The sequence below is a fragment of the Spiroplasma sp. AdecLV25b genome (genome assembly GCF_030913225.1).
Taxonomy (GTDB): domain Bacteria; phylum Bacillota_I; class Bacilli_A; order Mycoplasmatales; family VBWQ01; genus Spiroplasma_E.
Map to the genome: position 1 here is coordinate 1 of NZ_JAQYTS010000017.1, position 17,103 is coordinate 17,103.

Genomic DNA, 17,103 nt, shown 5'->3' on the forward strand with positions numbered 1-17,103 from the left:
ACTATAAGAATTTTAAAATTAATTTTAGATAAGATTAACCTACCAACTTTTAAGTATGGTACAATAAATTAAACTAAATTTATTTGATATGAGAAATATTGCTCTGTAAAAATAAATTTACACAAGATTCGGGACTTAACCGATTTTTTATTTTTTTTCCTTTTGCACCATACATATTTAAAATAATCAAAAGATAACTATTAGGATATTATCATAAGATAACAACACACTCAAAATAATTTTTAATCTGTTAAGTAAAAAAACTTGACATAGTTAATATTTATTGCTATCCTTATGAAGGTTTACTTACCACAAACTTTGTAGAAGGAGGTAATTTAATGGTTAAATTACGATTAATACCAACAGGGAAATCAGCACAACCAAGTTACAGAATCATTGCTATTGATGCAAGATCTAAACTTAATGGTCGTTATATTGATATCTTAGGTACTTACAATCCAAGTAAGACAGATGCAAAAGCAACAATCAACGAAGAAAAAGCAATCTACTTCTTATCAACTGGTGCTCAACCAACTGATACTGTTCGTAGTCTTTTATCAACACTAGGTATCATGACTAAATTTCATGAATTAAAACAAGCTAAAAAGGTCACTACAATTAAAAAAACAACACCTAAAACAGTAGTAACAAAAAATAAAACATTAAAAACAGTAAAAGAAGCACCTGCTAATTAATAAAACTAAGAACTTGAAATGATTAAAATATGTATATAACACTTTTAACACAATTAATAGAACCAATATTGTTTGAAAAAATTGATGAAATTGAAATTCGTGAATTACCAGAAAAACAACATTATGAATTAATTATTATGGCACCAAAATCATTATTACCAATTTTAATTGGCAAAAAAAGTACTACCAAAAATGCACTTACAACAATTATTGAAAGTAAGGCTCGTCTAGAAAATAATACTATTAGTTTAGTAATTAGTGAGTTATAATTATGAAATATTTAAAATTAGGAACTATAGTTAATACCCATGGTTTAAAAGGTGAAGTAAGAGTTTTATGTAATTATTATGGTAATAACTTTCCATGACAGCCAAAATCAATAATTTACTTACATTCCAACAATGAATATCAACCCTTAACCATTACTAATGTTCGACATCATAAACAATTTTTATTGTTAACATTTGCCAAGCATGACAAAATTGAATTAGTAGAAACAATGAAAACCAAAGACATAATAGTAATTGATACTGATGAAATTAATCTTGATTCTTTACCTTGAACTTATAATGATGTTATGAATTACCAAGCATTCGATGCTAGTAATAATATATCATTAGGACAAGTTATTGACTTTGTTGATAATAATCATCAAGGATTATGAGAAATTGAAATGATTGATGGTAATACCTTTTTTATTCCTAACAATAAAGCCTTTATTAGTAAAGTTGATAAAACAGCAAAAAAAGCTTATTTTAATATGATTGAAGGTTTAATCCAACATGACTAAAAATCAATTTACCATTGTAACTTTATTTTCCAATGCTTTTAATGATTTTATGCAAACATCAATTGTCAAACGTGCTATTAGTAAAAAGCAAATCAATATTGACATTGTTGACATTAGAACTTTTGCTGATAATAAACAGCAACAAATTGATGATGCTCCCTATGGTGGTGGATCTGGTATGGTATTACAAGCCTTACCAGTTATTAAAGCTATTAATAGTATTAAAACTATTCATCCCACAGCCCAAGTCATCTTACTAAGTCCCCAAGGTCAACAATGAAATCATCAACTAGCCTACTCATATAGTCAAAAAGATATTAATTATATCTTAGTTTGTGGTCATTATGAAGGTATTGATGAGCGTATTATGCCCTATATTGATGTTGAAATCTCAATTGGCGACTATGTCCTAACGGGTGGTGAATTACCAGCAATGGTAGTAATAGATTGCATAACACGACTTATTCCTGATGTTATTGTTACAGATTCTCATCTTAATGATTCGTTTAACAATTCGTTATTGGATTATCCCACATATACACGTCCTGAAGTAGTACTTGGTATGAAAGTACCAGCAGTTCTAACTAGTGGTCATCATGAAAAGATAACACAATACCGTCACCAACAAGCTTTACTTAACACTTACAAAAAACGTAAAGATTTATTAAAAAAGTACCCATTATCTGTTAAAGATAAACAAATTATTGAACAATACAAATTATCAATTAAAAAATCACGACGAAAGGAACAATAACCCATGCAAAATGCAATTATCGAATTAGTTAGCAAAGACCAACTAAATCATGATCTTCCCAATTTTAAAGCAGGAGACACAATCCAAGTTTACTGCAAAATTAAAGAAGACAAAAAAGAACGTATCCAAATGTTTGAAGGAGTAGTAATTGTCCGTAAAGGTTCAGGAATTACGGAAAACGTTATCGTTCGTAAAATTGTTAATGGTAAAGGTGTAGAAAAAACTTTTGCTTTACATTCACCATTAATTACTAAAATTGCGATTGTCCGTAAAGGTAAAGTGAGAAGAGCTCGTATTTTCTATTTACGTAAATTAAGCGGTAAAGCAGCTAGAATTAAAGAAATTAAAACAGCAAGACCTGTTAAACAACAAGTAGCAGTTTAAATAATATTACAACCACCATTATTAACCTGATGGTGGTTTTTATAGTAAAGGAATAATTTCAATAATGTCGCGAATTAGTACACCATGATGAGTAATTACCATCATAATTATTTTATTACCACTTAGTTTACCAGTTATTATCATTAGTAATATTGTTATTGGTATTCATTTTTCCATTTGAACACAAAGCAAAACTAAACATTATCGTTATCAATGCCATGATGAAACGCACAATCAACAATTACAAAAATATCACGAAGATAATGTTAAATCATTTCACCATTTAAATATTACTAATCAACAGTTTCATGATGCTCTCATCAAAACCTTTACCATTAATAATGAAAAAATTAAACTCCACGGTTTATTGTTAAGAGCAACAACTCCATCAACAAAATGAATGATTATTGCCCATGGATGAACTGAAAATTGCTATCAAGTTTTAAATATTGCTTGATATTGACGCGAGAATGGTTATAATGTTTGTACATATGATGCCCGAGGTCATGGTAATAGTACTATTAGCATTACCACAATTGGTATTAATGAAAAATATGACTTACATGCGATTGTCAATTATATTACTAATAACTATCAGCCAACAACTTTTGGTTTAATGGGGCATAGTATGGGGGCAGCTACAATTATTGAATATGCTAAGCATTATCAACCTACTAATATTAATTTTATGATTGTTGATGGTACATTTACTACTTTAACCCACCAATACCAATGAATGGTCAAACGAAAATATCATTGTTTTCCGGTTATGGGAATTTATGGCATGCTAATATTTGCTAAATTATGCTATGGTTTTGCTCCTAGTAAGTGTCAACCAATTGCTAATTTAGACACTATTAGTCATTTACCATTATTAGTAATCCATAGTACAAATGATGATTTTATTATTCATGAAATGGGAAAACATATTTATGAAACTAAAATTAAATATGAAACCCAACCTCTTAGTCAATTGTTATTATTAGACCAAGCGCAACATACTAAAACTAGCCATCTTCACTATCAAACATTAATTGAAACAACATTAATGTTTGCTCATATTCATACTAACACTAAGGAGACACGATAAAATGTCAAGCGATAATACCCATAATCAAATCCATTGATTCCCTGGTCACATGATGAAAGCGATTAAAGCCATTGAAACTAAATTACCAATCATCGATGTCGCCATTGAAATCTTAGATGCCCGTGCCCCTTTAGCAACGCGAAGTACTTTATTAGACCGATTATTAGAAAAAAAAGTTCGAATTGTTGTTCTGAATAAAGTTGATTTAGCTGATAGTAATATTACCAAAGATTGAGTTACTTATTTTGAAAACCGTGGTTGTGCTGTACTGTTAGCACGTAGTTTAACGAGCAAAATGAAACCGCAACTACTAGCACTTATTACTAGTTTGATGGAAGAACAAGTAGCAAAACAACGTATCAAAGGAATTGTTAACCTGAAGATTAAAGTTTTAATTATGGGATTACCAAATACTGGTAAATCAACATTCATTAATAATTTATTACAACGAAAAGTTACGCAAACTGCTAATACCCCTGGTGTTACTCGTGGTCAACAATGAGTAAAATTAAATCCTATGATTGATTTATTAGATAGTCCAGGCATTTTACCACCAAAAATGAACGATAATCGTGTGACAATGATTTTAGCCTTAATTAAAGCAATTCCTGTTAAACATTTATTTTTAGAACAAATGGCTAATTTTGCTTTAGTATTTTTACTAACCAACTATTATGAAAGATTAATGAAATATTATGAAATTAGTTTTGAAGTTAATGATATTAATGAAACAACCTTATTACAATATTTTACTTTATTAGCGCAAAAGTATCATTTAAAAGTTGCCAATGCTGGTGATAATACGCATCGTGCCATGAATTTATTTATTAGTGATTTACAATCAGGAAAATTAGGATTAATTTCATTTGAAATTGCTCCTAAGTAGGTAATTGTTTATGAGTAATATTTTACAATATGAATTAGAAAACTATCCAAATTACCAATTAATTGCTGGATTTGATGAAGTAGGACGTGGGGCAATTGCTGGACCGGTAGTAGTTGCCTGTGTGATTTTACAATCAGGATTTAGTCACCAATTAATTAAAGATTCTAAACAATTAAGTGATAAGCAACGTATTATGATGTGTGAAATCATTCGTGAAAATGCGATTGGTGTTAATGTTAGTATTAAATCTCATGAGTTTGTTGATATCCATAATCCCAAACAAAGTAGTGTTTTAGGAATGATAGAAGCATTTACTAAATTATCAATTATTCCAGAAGTTTGTTTAGTTGATTTTGAAAAACCACAGTTTTCTAATTTTTCTGGAATTGTGGAAGGGATTGTTAAAGGTGACCAAAAATCACTTAATATTGCTGCAGCTTCGATTATTGCAAAAGTAGTACGAGACCAAATGATGATTGAGTATGACCAACAATATCCCCTTTATGGGTTTAAAAACCATAAAGGTTATTATACGAAAAACCATGCTTTAGCTTTAGAAAAATATGGTGCATGTCAATACCATCGCAAAAGTTGTGCGCCTGTTCAAAAATATCCGCAAACAAATTTTAGTGTGAAATTTTAAAACTTGTCTGTCAATTTTATATTTCATACAAACTAGTTGTGTAAAAATCACTAAATTTATATGCAACTAATTTATATACGATAACGTGTGATTTATTTACACTAATTACACTTAAAGATTTTATAAAAAAAATCTAATTTAAATTGTTCAAATAAAATTCCTGTTTCTTGTTCTGTTATAATAAAGATAATTAGTTTAATTTTGAAAAATTAATTAGTTCACTATAGTAGATAAGGGGCAATTATTATGGCAAAAGAATTTGGTTATAATTTACTAACATTTGTATATTTACCAGTGCAACATAGAGGCGCAGCGAAGTTAGTTATAACAAAGAATACTTGCAAAAAGATTATTAAAATTTATAGAAAGCATCGCAAGTATGAAAAAAGTGATCAAGTACGCGCTATTTCTAATTTTTTAAATAGTAATACTGTTGCTAAAATCTCAGTAGCAGGAGAAGTTACAACTATTCCTATTAATTTAACAGAAGAAATTGCTTTTGTTTTTATTGAACAATGAAATTTATTTTTGAAATGAGTTAAAACCATTAAGTATGGTTTAATTATCACAGCAACAAAAAATTTAAATATCGAAATTGATTGAGTAGGTAATAATAATAGTTTTAGTGCTTTAAAAGCTGAGTATAGTATTAATAATCGTGAAATGGGAATGAATACTATTATTTTTAATAATGGTTTATCTTACGAACAATATGGTATTAGTTATAATGATAAAGGTGTTAGCAAAATTATTTTAACAGCAAAGTTATGAAAAGAAATGAGTAAATTAAATAATGTTCTGGGGATTAGTGAATATTTACGTAATGAACAAGTATTTTGTTTTTTGGCTTTAGAACCTAATTCTGAACGAATTTTATATTATGCTTTTGATCAATTTGCTTCATTAATTTTAAATAATAAAAAGTTTATTGATGAATCATTTATTAAATTCAAAGTTGGTGTGGTATTAGAATTTGAAGCTGCTGTTCATGAGCAGTTTCAATTATTAAAAATAACTGCTATGCAGCTTAATAATGTTAATGCTTATAAAGACGAAGTATAGTATTAAAAAAATATTTTTCTTATTGTAGATATGGTATTATTATATTCATACTAGTATTAGTGTTACTAGTTATAATAGAAAAAATGGATTTAATCAAATCACGTCTGCTGAACAATTTAGTGCATTAACTGCAGAAAAGCGTGATATTTATTTAAAAGTTTTAAAAGAATTACTACCACCAATTAAAAATTGAAATATCTTTGAATGAATGAAAAACATGGAAAAACTAGAAGAAAAATATAAGGGTCTTACAGTTAGTTTTATCTCTTTAAATAAAATTTTAACTCCTGCTGGTGACTTGGTTAAAACATTGTTGGAACAATTAACACCAAGTAATCCTACTGAAAATATTAATTATGCTAAGATAGTGGTTAAAAAATATCAAAATATTATCGATATCTATAGTGAACTTTTAAAAATTCCCAAAGTTCTAACTAAACTAGATACTTTTATTAAATATTATAATTTAGATAAAGAACACTTGTCATTAACTACTATTGAAAAAGTAAATGATTTAGTTAATTTACAAGAAAATGTATCAACAAATATTGTTAGTTTTCCTAATATGTAAACATAACTATTTAAACAATAAATTATGTTTCATCTCGGTAGCACGAGGTTTACTATGCAATATTTCTACTAATGCTAAAGCAAATTCAAAAATACATCCTAAAGAGGGGGCACTAATAATATGTTTATCAATGACAACAGCTAGTTTCGTATTTAGTTTACCAACAGTAATTAATTCTTCACATGAAGGATAGACAGCATATGCTGTCTTTTTTGTTAGAATTCCAAATTCAGCTAAGATAATTGGTGCAGCACAAACTGCAGCAATGGTTTTTTGTTCTTTGTGTGCTTGTAATAATCATTGTTTTAATTTAGGTGATGCTTTTAAATTATTAACACCTGTTATGCCACCCGGTAAAATAAAGGCATTGTAGTCTTCATATTTAGCACTAGTAAAAGCAGTATCTGTTTTTAATACAAAGTTATTAGCACTAGTAACTAATGGTTGGTCATTGATAGTGATTAAATCAACGGTAATTCCGGCACGACGTAATAAATCACCAGTAATTATTACTTCTCCCTCTTCATATCCGGTTGCGATAAATAATGCTATTTTCATATTTGATGTCCTCCTTGATAAAACTATTAACGTAATTGTAAACAATAAAACATAAAAAGGGAAGGATATTATTAAAAATAAAGTTTTTTTGAATAGATTAGTATAATAATCAACTTGTCAAGTAAAAAGTAACCGAATAAGTTTACTATTATTCAACAAATAGTTTATAATATTATTAGTTTAAGAAATGTATTTAAAATACTTAACTATTTATGTTTATAAGTAGTAAGTATTTTTTTGTTTTTAAACTAATAATTTTAATTAAGGAGTAAGAAAAATGGCTTGACCAATATTAGTAGAAAACTTTTATTCTAACTTTCAAAAATACAAAATTGGTATTATTAGTGATGAAGATGAATTAGAAGAATTAAAAAAAGAAATCACTAAATTTTTAGAAGAAAAAGTAAAGAAAATTCCAGAGGATGCCAAAGCGATAGAAAAATATAATAATGATGAAAATGCTTCATATTGTATACCACTTTCAAAGCAAGATATTCTAAATGAGATTAATAATAGAATACAACTTATTGATAATAAAATAAATTTTTTGAAAGAAAGAAAAAACAGTACTATATATTTAGAGAAACGTTGTCTTTATTTTATTCGAAATAATAAAATAAATGAACTTAATAATTTTTTAACAAATAATCCTATTAATTTAAATCTTATAATAATACAAGGAAAGAGTCTTTTACAGTTTATTTTAGCTGATGATAACTATTGAAAATTTATAAAAACTCTTTTTGATTTTGGATTAAATTATAATTCAACTATTGAAAATAATACTAAATTATTTTTTATAGCATTGAATTATAAATATTTTGAGGTTGCAGAGTTTTTATTAACTTATTGTAATATTAAAATTAATGAAAAAGAAGCATTTGATGAAGATATTAAATTTGGAATGACACCAATTATGGCTACATTTGCATTACTATCAAATAAAGAAAATACAGCAAGTGATATTATACCTTATAAGAGAATGATTTATAAATTATGTGAATACAAAGATATAATAATCGATTCACCCTCATATGGTTCTAGTGCATTATTTTATTCAGAAGGAATGGAAGATGAAAAATTAACCAAATTATTACATTCAAAAGATGCTAAAAAAATAAAATCATTAACCGAAAATGACATTAAGAGCATTAATAACTTTAAAGTAGCAGTAGTAGGTGCTATATTAGGTATTACAGCAGCAGTTGCAATTCCCTTGTAAACATATTAGTTAAATAAAATTCCCTAGTTCATACAAACTAGGGAATTTCCTTCATATTTACTTAGAATATCGTTGTCGGTAATAATGAACCAACAGCTAACATCACAACAGCAAAAGCAGTAATACCGACAGCATAAGGCCATATTACTTTATAAAATCGACCCAATGGCACTTTAGCAATTGACAATCCAGCCATCATTACTCCAGCACTTGGGGCAAATAAATTAACCCAACCACTAGCCATAACAAAGGCCGTAATCATTCCTGATGATAAACCGATTGTTTTAACAAGTGGTGCAACTATTGGAAAGACAGCAGAAGCAAATCCTGAAGTTGAAGGAATAAAGAACGCAATAACAATAAAAGCAAAGAAACCAATAACAACTACTAATAATTTTGGTAAAGTAATAATTTTACTTGCAAGCGCATTAACCACTACTTGTTGCATTCCTGAAGTTTCAATTGCTCAACCAATTCCAGAAGCAACAGCAATAATTAAAGCAACTCCTAGTAATTCTGAAGAACCACTAACAAAAGTACGAACATATTGTTCTTCACCTCTTCAATCAATAATCGCAATAACAATCGAAGCAAAGAAAAATAAGAAAGCTAATGTCATGACATCTCATCCCCCGAATTGACCAATTTGGCTTGTAAAGTAAGGAAAATGTTTAGTAATATTAGCACTTAAATCAGCAAAAGTAGTAGTGCCAGTAATACTATCTCAAGGAATGATACATAATATCATAATTAAGAATGTAAGACCAAAGAGCGTAAGAATTACTTTCCGTTTTCTCGTAAACTCAGGTATTTCTTCAGTACTAATAAATTCAGCATGGTGCTCACCTTGTAAATCAAAAACAATTGATTTTTCTGGATGACGTTTAACTTTAATCGCATATCACATCACAAAACAAATAGTTCCCGTTGTTGCTAATATTCAACCAAGCAAACGTCAGATAATCCCACTACCAGGACTAATTCCACTAGCAGCAGAAGCTGTAGCAATGGCAAACGGATTAAGGGTTGAGAACATAACTCCAACTCCAGCGCCTAATAAAATCATTAATACAGCAGTAACAACATCGAAGCCAGCAGCTAACATAGCAGGAATAATAATAAGATAATAAGGGATTGTTTCTTCACACATTCCTTCTACCGTACCACCAATTGAAAGGATAGTCATAATTGAAGGAATAATTCAAATTTCTTTCCCGTTTAAACGTTTAACTAAACGACCAATTCCTGCATCTAAAGCTCCAGATTTCGTAACAATACCAATGTATCCACCAATTACTAGAACAAAAACAATAATGCTATCACTACGTAAGAAACCTTGAATTGGAGCAAAGAATAAGTCAAATACTCCTAATGGTCCACCTGGTTTATCATGGCCAGTAGTTCCACCTCAGCTACCTGTTGTGCCAGGAATTCAAGAAATTACAATAACTAATGCTGTAATTAAAAATAAAATGGTAATCGCAGTGGGTAATTTAAAAGGGAATAACTGAAATTTCTTCTTTTTAATATTTCCCATAATAGATTTAATACCTCCTTTTTTAAAAATATATATTTAGAATATTACTTTATATAATACACTATCTATTGTGCTATTTAAAAGGTTTTGAAGTTTATTTTTCACTTTTTTTAAAATAAACTCAATAATAGTAGTATTTTTTCATAAAATTGGGTATTATAAATAACATATCTAGTTTGTCATATTATTTTATTAATAGGTTGATTTTATTAAAATTATAAAGTCAATTTTAAGGATATACAGATGAAATATAAGATAAAATCGAAAGGAGAAAATTTATGTTGAAATTATTCAAGAAAAAAGAAAAGACTAATGAAAAGTTAAGTTTACCTGAATTAGTTTGATTTGGTTTTAACTATACAGTTGGTGTTACATTTACTGCTGTTTTTGCTGCTTTGTTATATAGTAATAAAGTAGGAGCTACTTTGGGAACGCATATGATTTGAATTTTTCTAGTTGAAGGTTTAATTGCTGGTACGTGTGCTTGAGCATTTGCTCGTTTATCACGAGTTCATCCTGGTAATAATGGTGCTGCTTATATCTATGTACGTAGTAGTTATGGTCGTTTCTGAGGTTGACTAATAGCGTTTATTCAGTATTCAACATTACCTGTTATTGTTACTTCACAAATCATTTCAATGATTAGAATTAACTTTACAGATTCAACTTCATTTTTATTTGCTAACTGAGGGGCATGAAGCAACTTTGGACTAGACTTAATTGGAATCATTATTTATGGTTTTGCTTCTTGTGTTCTATTATTAGGAATGAGAGCTTTTAAAAAGTTTGTTAATATTTCTGCTTATTTAAAGTGAGGAACAACTGCTTTACTAATGGTAGCTGTTATTATTTTATTTATTATTGCAGGCACAAGTAATTTCAAAGAAGTTATTAAGCATCAAAGTTTAACAACTAGTTCTTTTTCTAATGCCTTTACTACTTGTTTCTTCTTTTTTTTAGGTTTTGAAACATACTCGACAATTGGGAAAAATGTTCGTAATCCACAAAAGAATATTAGTCTTTCTATTGTTATTGTTATGGCTTTATCAACATTATTTTATGTATTAGTTACTGTTTTAATGATTGGTGGAATTACGGGTATTTTTGGTGATAACCCTAACTTACAAATTTTTCATCAATTAGGTGAGAAAGCTAATGCTCCATGATTAGGAGTTATAGGTATCTTAATTATGTTAGTTTGTACTATTTCGCTAAAAGCTAATGCAGGAATGCAAAATGCTTTATATAGTGGTGGTATTTTAGAACCGTTATCAATAGAAGGATATATACCTGCTAAATATAAACAATTAAATAAGGATAATATTCCGTTCCGTGCTTCTATTTTAAATTTAATTGTTACTTTTGCCTTTGCACTTGTGTGGCTAATTATTCCAGATTTAATCCAAGCTATTAGTGATACGAGCAAAGGAATAACATCACCAAGTGCTGTTATTGACTATGGTACAATTACTGGGGAGGCATCACTAATTATGATTTTAATTTATATGTTCGTTATTAGCATTGCTTTAAAATTATCTTGACAAAAGAAAATGCGTCATAATAAATTTGAATTTACAATTTGAAGTTTAGCATTTGTTTTCTTAGGTTGACAGTTAGTAATGTGATTTATTGGTTTAATTGAAGGATTTATAAAATCAATTAACGATATTAGTAGCACTAATGCAACAGTTAGTGCTGGTGGTGTTACACAGTTAACATCAAATATCTTACAAATTGTTTATTTACTTGCTGTTGTTATGTTCGCTATTGTTTGATATTTCGTTTATTATGCTCCTAAATTGAAAGTTCGCTTAGCAAATAAAACGCAAGCGGTGTTAGATGAAGACTTTAGAGTTAAAGATGACTGAGCTTTTGTTGCTAAAAATATGCAAAGTGAAATTGAAAATTACTTAAAACGTAATGTTCTTATTAATGGTAATAAAGAAAATCCTAATTATGCTTTTGCTAAAAATGTCCGTAATGAATTATTGGCATCAGAAGGCGAATGACGTGAGGATGAAGAATAAATTAAAAAAGCATTAGTTTAAAAACTAATGCTTTTTTAATTATGAAAATTAATTTTTATTTAGAAAGGTGTATAATTACTATTAATGAATTATTTATGATGTTATTCATTGTTAATGCTTTCATAGAGTGAACAAAATGATCAGTATGTAATACTAAAAGAATTTTTTAGTTTTATTTGGATAACGAGAAAATATGATGATATAATATTGTTAATGAATTAATTGCAATATTCTGTTTATTATATATAAGGTTAAAACAATGGTCATTGTAAGTTAATTCAAAAATTTTATAACGGAGGTATACACATATGAAAAGTATGGCGAGTATGAAAACATTATTAAGATTATTAGGGGCAGGAGTTTTAACTACAGTTGCTGCAACTTCAGTTGTTGCTTGTGGTCCTAATAACCCAGGGACAGCAATGGAAGCAAAAGTTTCTGAAAATTTTGGATTTACAGATAATAAGGGTGTTTCAACTGTTGAAACAAAAGTAGTAGTTACTACTGATGTTGCATCATGAAGTTCAACTCAATTAACTGGTATTACTGCTGATAAGTTATTAACTACGGGAGGAAATACTGCTGATAAGGCTGTTTCTGTTGATGCTGGAGATTTTTTAGTTAATGTATTTAAATTAACAGTAGTTGCTGGAACAGGAGCAGATAGAACATTTAACCATGCTGATGCTACTCCTATTATTATGTCAGTTAAAACTTGATCACCTACTATTGCTAAAAAAGGAACTGATGATTATGCTGTTAATGGTGGAACAGCAGTTGTGCAATTCAAAAAAGGAACAGATCAATTAGGTGTTGATTATACATTAAATATTTTAGCAAAACCAAATGATGGAATAATCCAATCTCTTTTACCTGCCACTGCTGGTATTACTCTATCTAATTTTAATCCAATAGCTAACTTTGCTGCTGGTAAACCTAAAACAGGAATTACAGTTGGTCAAGACTTAGTAAGTAATTTTAAAGTTGATGCAACTCCAGGAAAGGGAATAAAAAGTATTGTTGACCTTATTAAACAAGGAGCATTAGCAGTTAAAGTTACTAAGGTAAATGCTGCAAAACCTAACTTTGCAAATATGGATACTTTAAAAGTGAAAATCTCAATTGGTACTATTACATTTGCAACTGAATATACTTTAACATTAGTATAATAAACTTATTAAAATATAATAATTACTAAATGATACAGTTTAACTGTATCATTTTCTATTTTCTTAATACCAAAAACATCCTAACTTTGAATAAAAATAATTTTCTTTCTTTTTTTCTAAAATAATTGTAAAATTAGTTAGTAAATTAACATAATGAATTTTAATCCTATTCTTAAAAGGTGGTACTATAACATGAAACCAAAACAACCAAATGATTATATAAATAATAATTATCAAAAACCTAACAAACTAAAAGATTGTAAAGTTGAAAACTATAAAATTGATAATGATTTAAAAGCATTATACAAAATAACAAACTCTGGTGATGCTCTGCAACCCAGAATCTTTAAAACCATACCCTTAGACCAACTAGAAACTAACGCCACCGACTTTTTCTTTATACTTATGAAAAGCTTTCAATGCGAAGACTTTACCATGTATTTTGAAAATGACTTAAATATTATCAAAATTGTTAATCTATTGTCCAATCAAAGCTTAGAATTAACACCAGAACAACTAGCATTTCTAAAGAGATTCTTTAGTAATATTAGCGCAATATTAATTACTTTATTTGATAAACGTTTAAAACCTCTTATTAATAACCTAACAGATAGTACTATCAATAGTAGTAGCAGTATTAGCAAAACTTTGGATAGCACTAAACCACGAATATTAAATTAAATAAAAATGTTACTAACGAAACACTTCATTAATAACACCACCACCAAGACAAATATCACCGTCATAAAAGACAGCTGATTGACCAGGAGTTACGGCACGCATTGGTTGTGAGAAGGTAACTTTAAATTCATTATCATTAACAACATTAATAGTTACAGCAACATCAGGTTGACGATAACGAAATTTAGCAAAACAGTTTATGTTTTTACTAATCTTATCTTTACTAATTCAATTAATGTCACTAACAGTACAACTATTAGCCATTAATCACTTAGTTTCATTATCATTTGCTACATAAAGAATATTATTAGCAACATCTTTTGCTACTACAAAATATGGCATTTTCATGCCTGACAAGTTAATACCTCGTCGTTGACCAATAGTATAATAGTAAACACCATGGTGACTACCAATGGTTTTTTTAGTGTTAATATCAACAATATCTCCTGTTTTCGCAGGTAAATAATTAGCAAGAAAGGTTTGGAAATTACGATTACCAATAAAACAAATTCCTGTTGAATCTTTTTTCTTAGCAGTTGGTAAGTCATAAGTAAGTGCTAATTTTCGTACTTCAACTTTAGTTTTATTACCTAAGAGAAACATACTATATTGTAGTTGGTCTTGATTTAGTTGGCATAAAAAATAACTTTGGTCTTTACTATCATCAGTTCCTTTTAATAGTTGGTATTGTTTAGTTTCTTTATGATAAATAATACGGGCATAATGACCCATCGCAATGTAATCAGCTTGCAATTGGTTACGAGCATACTTTAAAAAGGCATTGAATTTAATATACTTATTACATAAAATATCAGGATTAGGTGTTCGACTCTTTTTAAATTCATCTAAAAAATAAGTAAAGACATCATCTCAGTATTCTTTAATGAAATCAATTCGTTCTAAAGGAATATTTAGTTTTTTACAAACTGCTAAAGCATCTAAGTAATCTTGTTCTTGTGGACAAATATCTTGGTTACTATTGCCTTCTAAATCATTATTTAACAGTGAATCTCAATTACGCATGAAAAGACCAACTACGTCATGGCCTTGTTCTAATAATAATGCGGCTGTAACTGATGAATCAACGCCACCGCTCATGCCAACAATAATCCGTTTTTTGGTTTTCATCGATTTCTCCTTGATAAATAATGAAATGCTTATTAATTGTAGCAAATATTTATTAAATACTAAAATAATTGTTTAATCCAATCACTAAAAACTTATTATATTTTACTTTAATTTTGTAGAACAGCATTTGAACATACACAATCTTCTAGTTATTATAACAATGGAAATAAGAATAATACTGAAAACTTAGCACAAAGTTGTCAAAAAGAAGAAAATGAAAAGGTAAGGAAGAAACAGTAAGAACTAGAAAAGAAAAAAGAAAATTGGTCATAAATGAAACTTTAGACTGAATTTCTAAGAGTTAAGCATTAATTAAAAATTTTATTTAATTTTCTTTCTTCTAATAATTAACACAATGACTGGAACAGTCATAATCACTAATAAGATTATTCCACCAATAATGATAACATTTCAATTATTAATAATTGTTATTAAAGTTAAAGGTTGCTGTTTTAAAAACCAAGGGTTATTCTCAGTTTGTAATACTTGTTTTTTACATTTTTGTAAAATTTTATCATCATGATTATTAATATTAACATAAAGATGATTAGTTAAATCATGAGCATAAAATAATAATCAGTAGCGTAGTTGCCCAGCATTTAACTTATTAATTGTTTCATCAACATTAGTTGCTTCTCGTAAATATTGGGCAAATGCGTGACCTAAATTACTAGTAGCAAAGTCAGAGTAACCATTGATTGTTAATAATAGTGGGTTAATTGTATAAACATTTAAATACTGTTGTGATTCAGGATCAATTTTATTATCACTAGTAGTACGTTGTAGTAAATAAATAGTATGGTCGGCGTCATCACGTGGTTTTAAAGTACTATTATTGTTAAGAGTATTAGTTGCTGCTACTGGTGTTAAATCATCATTTACTGCTTGATATGTTCAATGTTCATTTTCATTAAAGGAAATTGAAACTTGGTTTTTAATTTGACTAAGGGCTTTAACAGTAATATCACTACTATTATTTTTAACAAAATATTGATGAATTAATGAAGAATTATTAATATATTCATTGTTATTACCAATATTAACAGTTGGAGTGCTACTTATAACTTTAACTTTTTCTTCTTGTAAGATAGTACTATTATCATTATCTTTTCATTTAATATCATAGTTAGTTGGTGTATTGTTGGCATTGTATTGTTGATTTAAAATCGCGTAACTAAAAGTATTACTAGCATTAGTTTTAATAGCAATACTAGGTTGACCAGCAACGGTAATATTTAGCCCTTTATTATTTTTAAGAAAAGGAGCATGGACATAAAAAACAAATAATTGGTTACTAATAGTATCTTCACCATTATTTACAGGACCAATTGGAAATATCTTAGGGCGCATACTAATATCATTAATTTTAAAAGTAGTACTTGGAGTTAAAATATATGGTACTTCCTTTAATGTATTAAGTTTACTTTTTTCATTAATAACTTCAAATAATCCTTGATTAATACTTTCATTGATAGTTTCATGATAAGGAATAATAATACTTTGATTTTTACTATTGAAAGTATGACCAAACGTAGTAAGGTTAGTATTTGTAAAACCAGCACTATTTTTAAAATTACTAATATTATTGGTAATACGTTGTTGGGTTTGTAAATAACCTTGTTTATTAATTATATTATTAGCATTAGTTGCAAGATTTCAATCATTATTAATAATTTGGTCGTAACTATCAAAGTTTATATTTAAGGGATTAGACACAATATTTTCATTTAAATAGTTTGAATCATTGTTTCAATGGTTAATACTATTTACTAAATTAATATTTGAAGTTTTAACGGTTATGTGGAAGCCGTTAATTTTAGTATTAGTAGTTAAAATGAAGCACCTAAAAGATTGCTAGTAGTTAGCAATAGAGATAGTTTTTGTTTAATTTGTTTCATAGTACTAA

18 protein-coding genes are annotated in these 17,103 nt (G+C 28.1%); 14 read left to right on the forward strand and 4 right to left on the reverse strand.

What is annotated here, in order from left to right; genetic code table 4:
* Positions 1 to 338: 338 nt before the first annotated feature.
* The 10 genes from rpsP to RDJ14_RS01745 all read left to right on the forward strand — a co-directional run bounded on the left by rpsP (position 339) and on the right by RDJ14_RS01745 (position 6,875).
* Positions 339 to 695, forward strand: a complete 357-nt coding sequence (rpsP, locus tag RDJ14_RS01700; protein WP_308149637.1) for a 30S ribosomal protein S16 — start codon at positions 339 to 341, stop codon at positions 693 to 695.
* A 29-nt stretch (positions 696 to 724) separates the two neighbouring features.
* Positions 725 to 964 carry a hypothetical protein gene (locus tag RDJ14_RS01705; protein ID WP_308149638.1) on the forward strand — a complete coding sequence of 80 codons (240 nt, stop codon included), beginning with the start codon at positions 725 to 727 and terminating at the stop codon, positions 962 to 964.
* 2 nt (positions 965 to 966) lie between these two features.
* The gene (rimM, locus tag RDJ14_RS01710; RefSeq protein WP_308149639.1) at positions 967 to 1,485 is read left to right on the forward strand and encodes a ribosome maturation factor RimM; all 519 of its coding nucleotides are present in this window, start codon (positions 967 to 969) and stop codon (positions 1,483 to 1,485) included.
* Positions 1,478 to 2,239, forward strand: a complete 762-nt coding sequence (gene trmD, locus RDJ14_RS01715) for a tRNA (guanosine(37)-N1)-methyltransferase TrmD (protein WP_308149640.1) — start codon at positions 1,478 to 1,480, stop codon at positions 2,237 to 2,239. Before rimM ends, trmD begins: the two co-directional genes overlap by 8 nt.
* Positions 2,240 to 2,242: 3 nt before the next feature.
* Complete coding sequence (gene rplS, locus RDJ14_RS01720) at positions 2,243 to 2,623, forward strand: 50S ribosomal protein L19 (RefSeq protein WP_308149641.1); 381 nt, start codon at positions 2,243 to 2,245, stop codon at positions 2,621 to 2,623.
* Between the two features lie 64 nt (positions 2,624 to 2,687).
* Positions 2,688 to 3,713, forward strand: a complete 1,026-nt coding sequence (locus RDJ14_RS01725; protein WP_308149642.1) for an alpha/beta fold hydrolase — start codon at positions 2,688 to 2,690, stop codon at positions 3,711 to 3,713.
* A 1-nt stretch (position 3,714) separates the two neighbouring features.
* The gene (gene ylqF, locus RDJ14_RS01730) at positions 3,715 to 4,599 is read left to right on the forward strand and encodes a ribosome biogenesis GTPase YlqF (protein WP_308149643.1); all 885 of its coding nucleotides are present in this window, start codon (positions 3,715 to 3,717) and stop codon (positions 4,597 to 4,599) included.
* Between the two features lie 10 nt (positions 4,600 to 4,609).
* Entirely contained in the window at positions 4,610 to 5,242 is a 633-nt protein-coding gene (locus tag RDJ14_RS01735) for a ribonuclease HII (RefSeq protein ID WP_308149644.1), read from the forward strand.
* A 246-nt stretch (positions 5,243 to 5,488) separates the two neighbouring features.
* Positions 5,489 to 6,304, forward strand: a complete 816-nt coding sequence (locus RDJ14_RS01740) for a hypothetical protein (protein ID WP_308149645.1) — start codon at positions 5,489 to 5,491, stop codon at positions 6,302 to 6,304.
* 217 nt (positions 6,305 to 6,521) lie between these two features.
* Positions 6,522 to 6,875 carry a hypothetical protein gene (locus RDJ14_RS01745; protein ID WP_308149646.1) on the forward strand — a complete coding sequence of 118 codons (354 nt, stop codon included), beginning with the start codon at positions 6,522 to 6,524 and terminating at the stop codon, positions 6,873 to 6,875.
* Positions 6,876 to 6,881: 6 nt separating this feature from the next.
* Here the strand turns inward: RDJ14_RS01745 and RDJ14_RS01750 are convergent, their stop codons facing one another.
* Positions 6,882 to 7,433: a DJ-1 family glyoxalase III gene (locus RDJ14_RS01750; RefSeq protein WP_308149647.1), complete on the reverse strand. Its 552-nt coding sequence runs from the start codon at positions 7,431 to 7,433 to the stop codon at positions 6,882 to 6,884.
* Between the two features lie 277 nt (positions 7,434 to 7,710).
* On the opposite strand from RDJ14_RS01750, the gene RDJ14_RS01755 reads away from it, so the two are divergent.
* Positions 7,711 to 8,655: a hypothetical protein gene (locus tag RDJ14_RS01755; RefSeq protein ID WP_308149648.1), complete on the forward strand. Its 945-nt coding sequence runs from the start codon at positions 7,711 to 7,713 to the stop codon at positions 8,653 to 8,655.
* 61 nt (positions 8,656 to 8,716) lie between these two features.
* On the opposite strand, the gene RDJ14_RS01760 is transcribed toward RDJ14_RS01755, so the two are convergent.
* Positions 8,717 to 10,192: a YfcC family protein gene (locus RDJ14_RS01760; RefSeq protein WP_308149649.1), complete on the reverse strand. Its 1,476-nt coding sequence runs from the start codon at positions 10,190 to 10,192 to the stop codon at positions 8,717 to 8,719.
* A gap of 278 nt (positions 10,193 to 10,470) precedes the next feature.
* Between RDJ14_RS01760 and RDJ14_RS01765 the strand changes: the two genes are divergently transcribed.
* The 3 genes from RDJ14_RS01765 to RDJ14_RS01775 all read left to right on the forward strand — a co-directional run bounded on the left by RDJ14_RS01765 (position 10,471) and on the right by RDJ14_RS01775 (position 14,069).
* Positions 10,471 to 12,219: an APC family permease gene (locus RDJ14_RS01765; protein ID WP_308149650.1), complete on the forward strand. Its 1,749-nt coding sequence runs from the start codon at positions 10,471 to 10,473 to the stop codon at positions 12,217 to 12,219.
* A 308-nt stretch (positions 12,220 to 12,527) separates the two neighbouring features.
* Positions 12,528 to 13,388 (forward strand): hypothetical protein, encoded by an 861-nt coding sequence (locus RDJ14_RS01770; protein WP_308149651.1) that lies wholly within the window; start codon positions 12,528 to 12,530, stop codon positions 13,386 to 13,388.
* A 192-nt stretch (positions 13,389 to 13,580) separates the two neighbouring features.
* The gene (locus RDJ14_RS01775; protein WP_308149652.1) at positions 13,581 to 14,069 is read left to right on the forward strand and encodes a hypothetical protein; all 489 of its coding nucleotides are present in this window, start codon (positions 13,581 to 13,583) and stop codon (positions 14,067 to 14,069) included.
* Between the two features lie 12 nt (positions 14,070 to 14,081).
* Here the strand turns inward: RDJ14_RS01775 and mnmA are convergent, their stop codons facing one another.
* Both mnmA and RDJ14_RS01785 read right to left on the reverse strand, forming a co-directional pair.
* Entirely contained in the window at positions 14,082 to 15,218 is a 1,137-nt protein-coding gene (gene mnmA, locus RDJ14_RS01780) for a tRNA 2-thiouridine(34) synthase MnmA (RefSeq protein WP_374047455.1), read from the reverse strand.
* Between the two features lie 300 nt (positions 15,219 to 15,518).
* Positions 15,519 to 16,913: a hypothetical protein gene (locus RDJ14_RS01785; protein ID WP_308149654.1), complete on the reverse strand. Its 1,395-nt coding sequence runs from the start codon at positions 16,911 to 16,913 to the stop codon at positions 15,519 to 15,521.
* Positions 16,914 to 17,103: the final 190 nt, after the last annotated feature.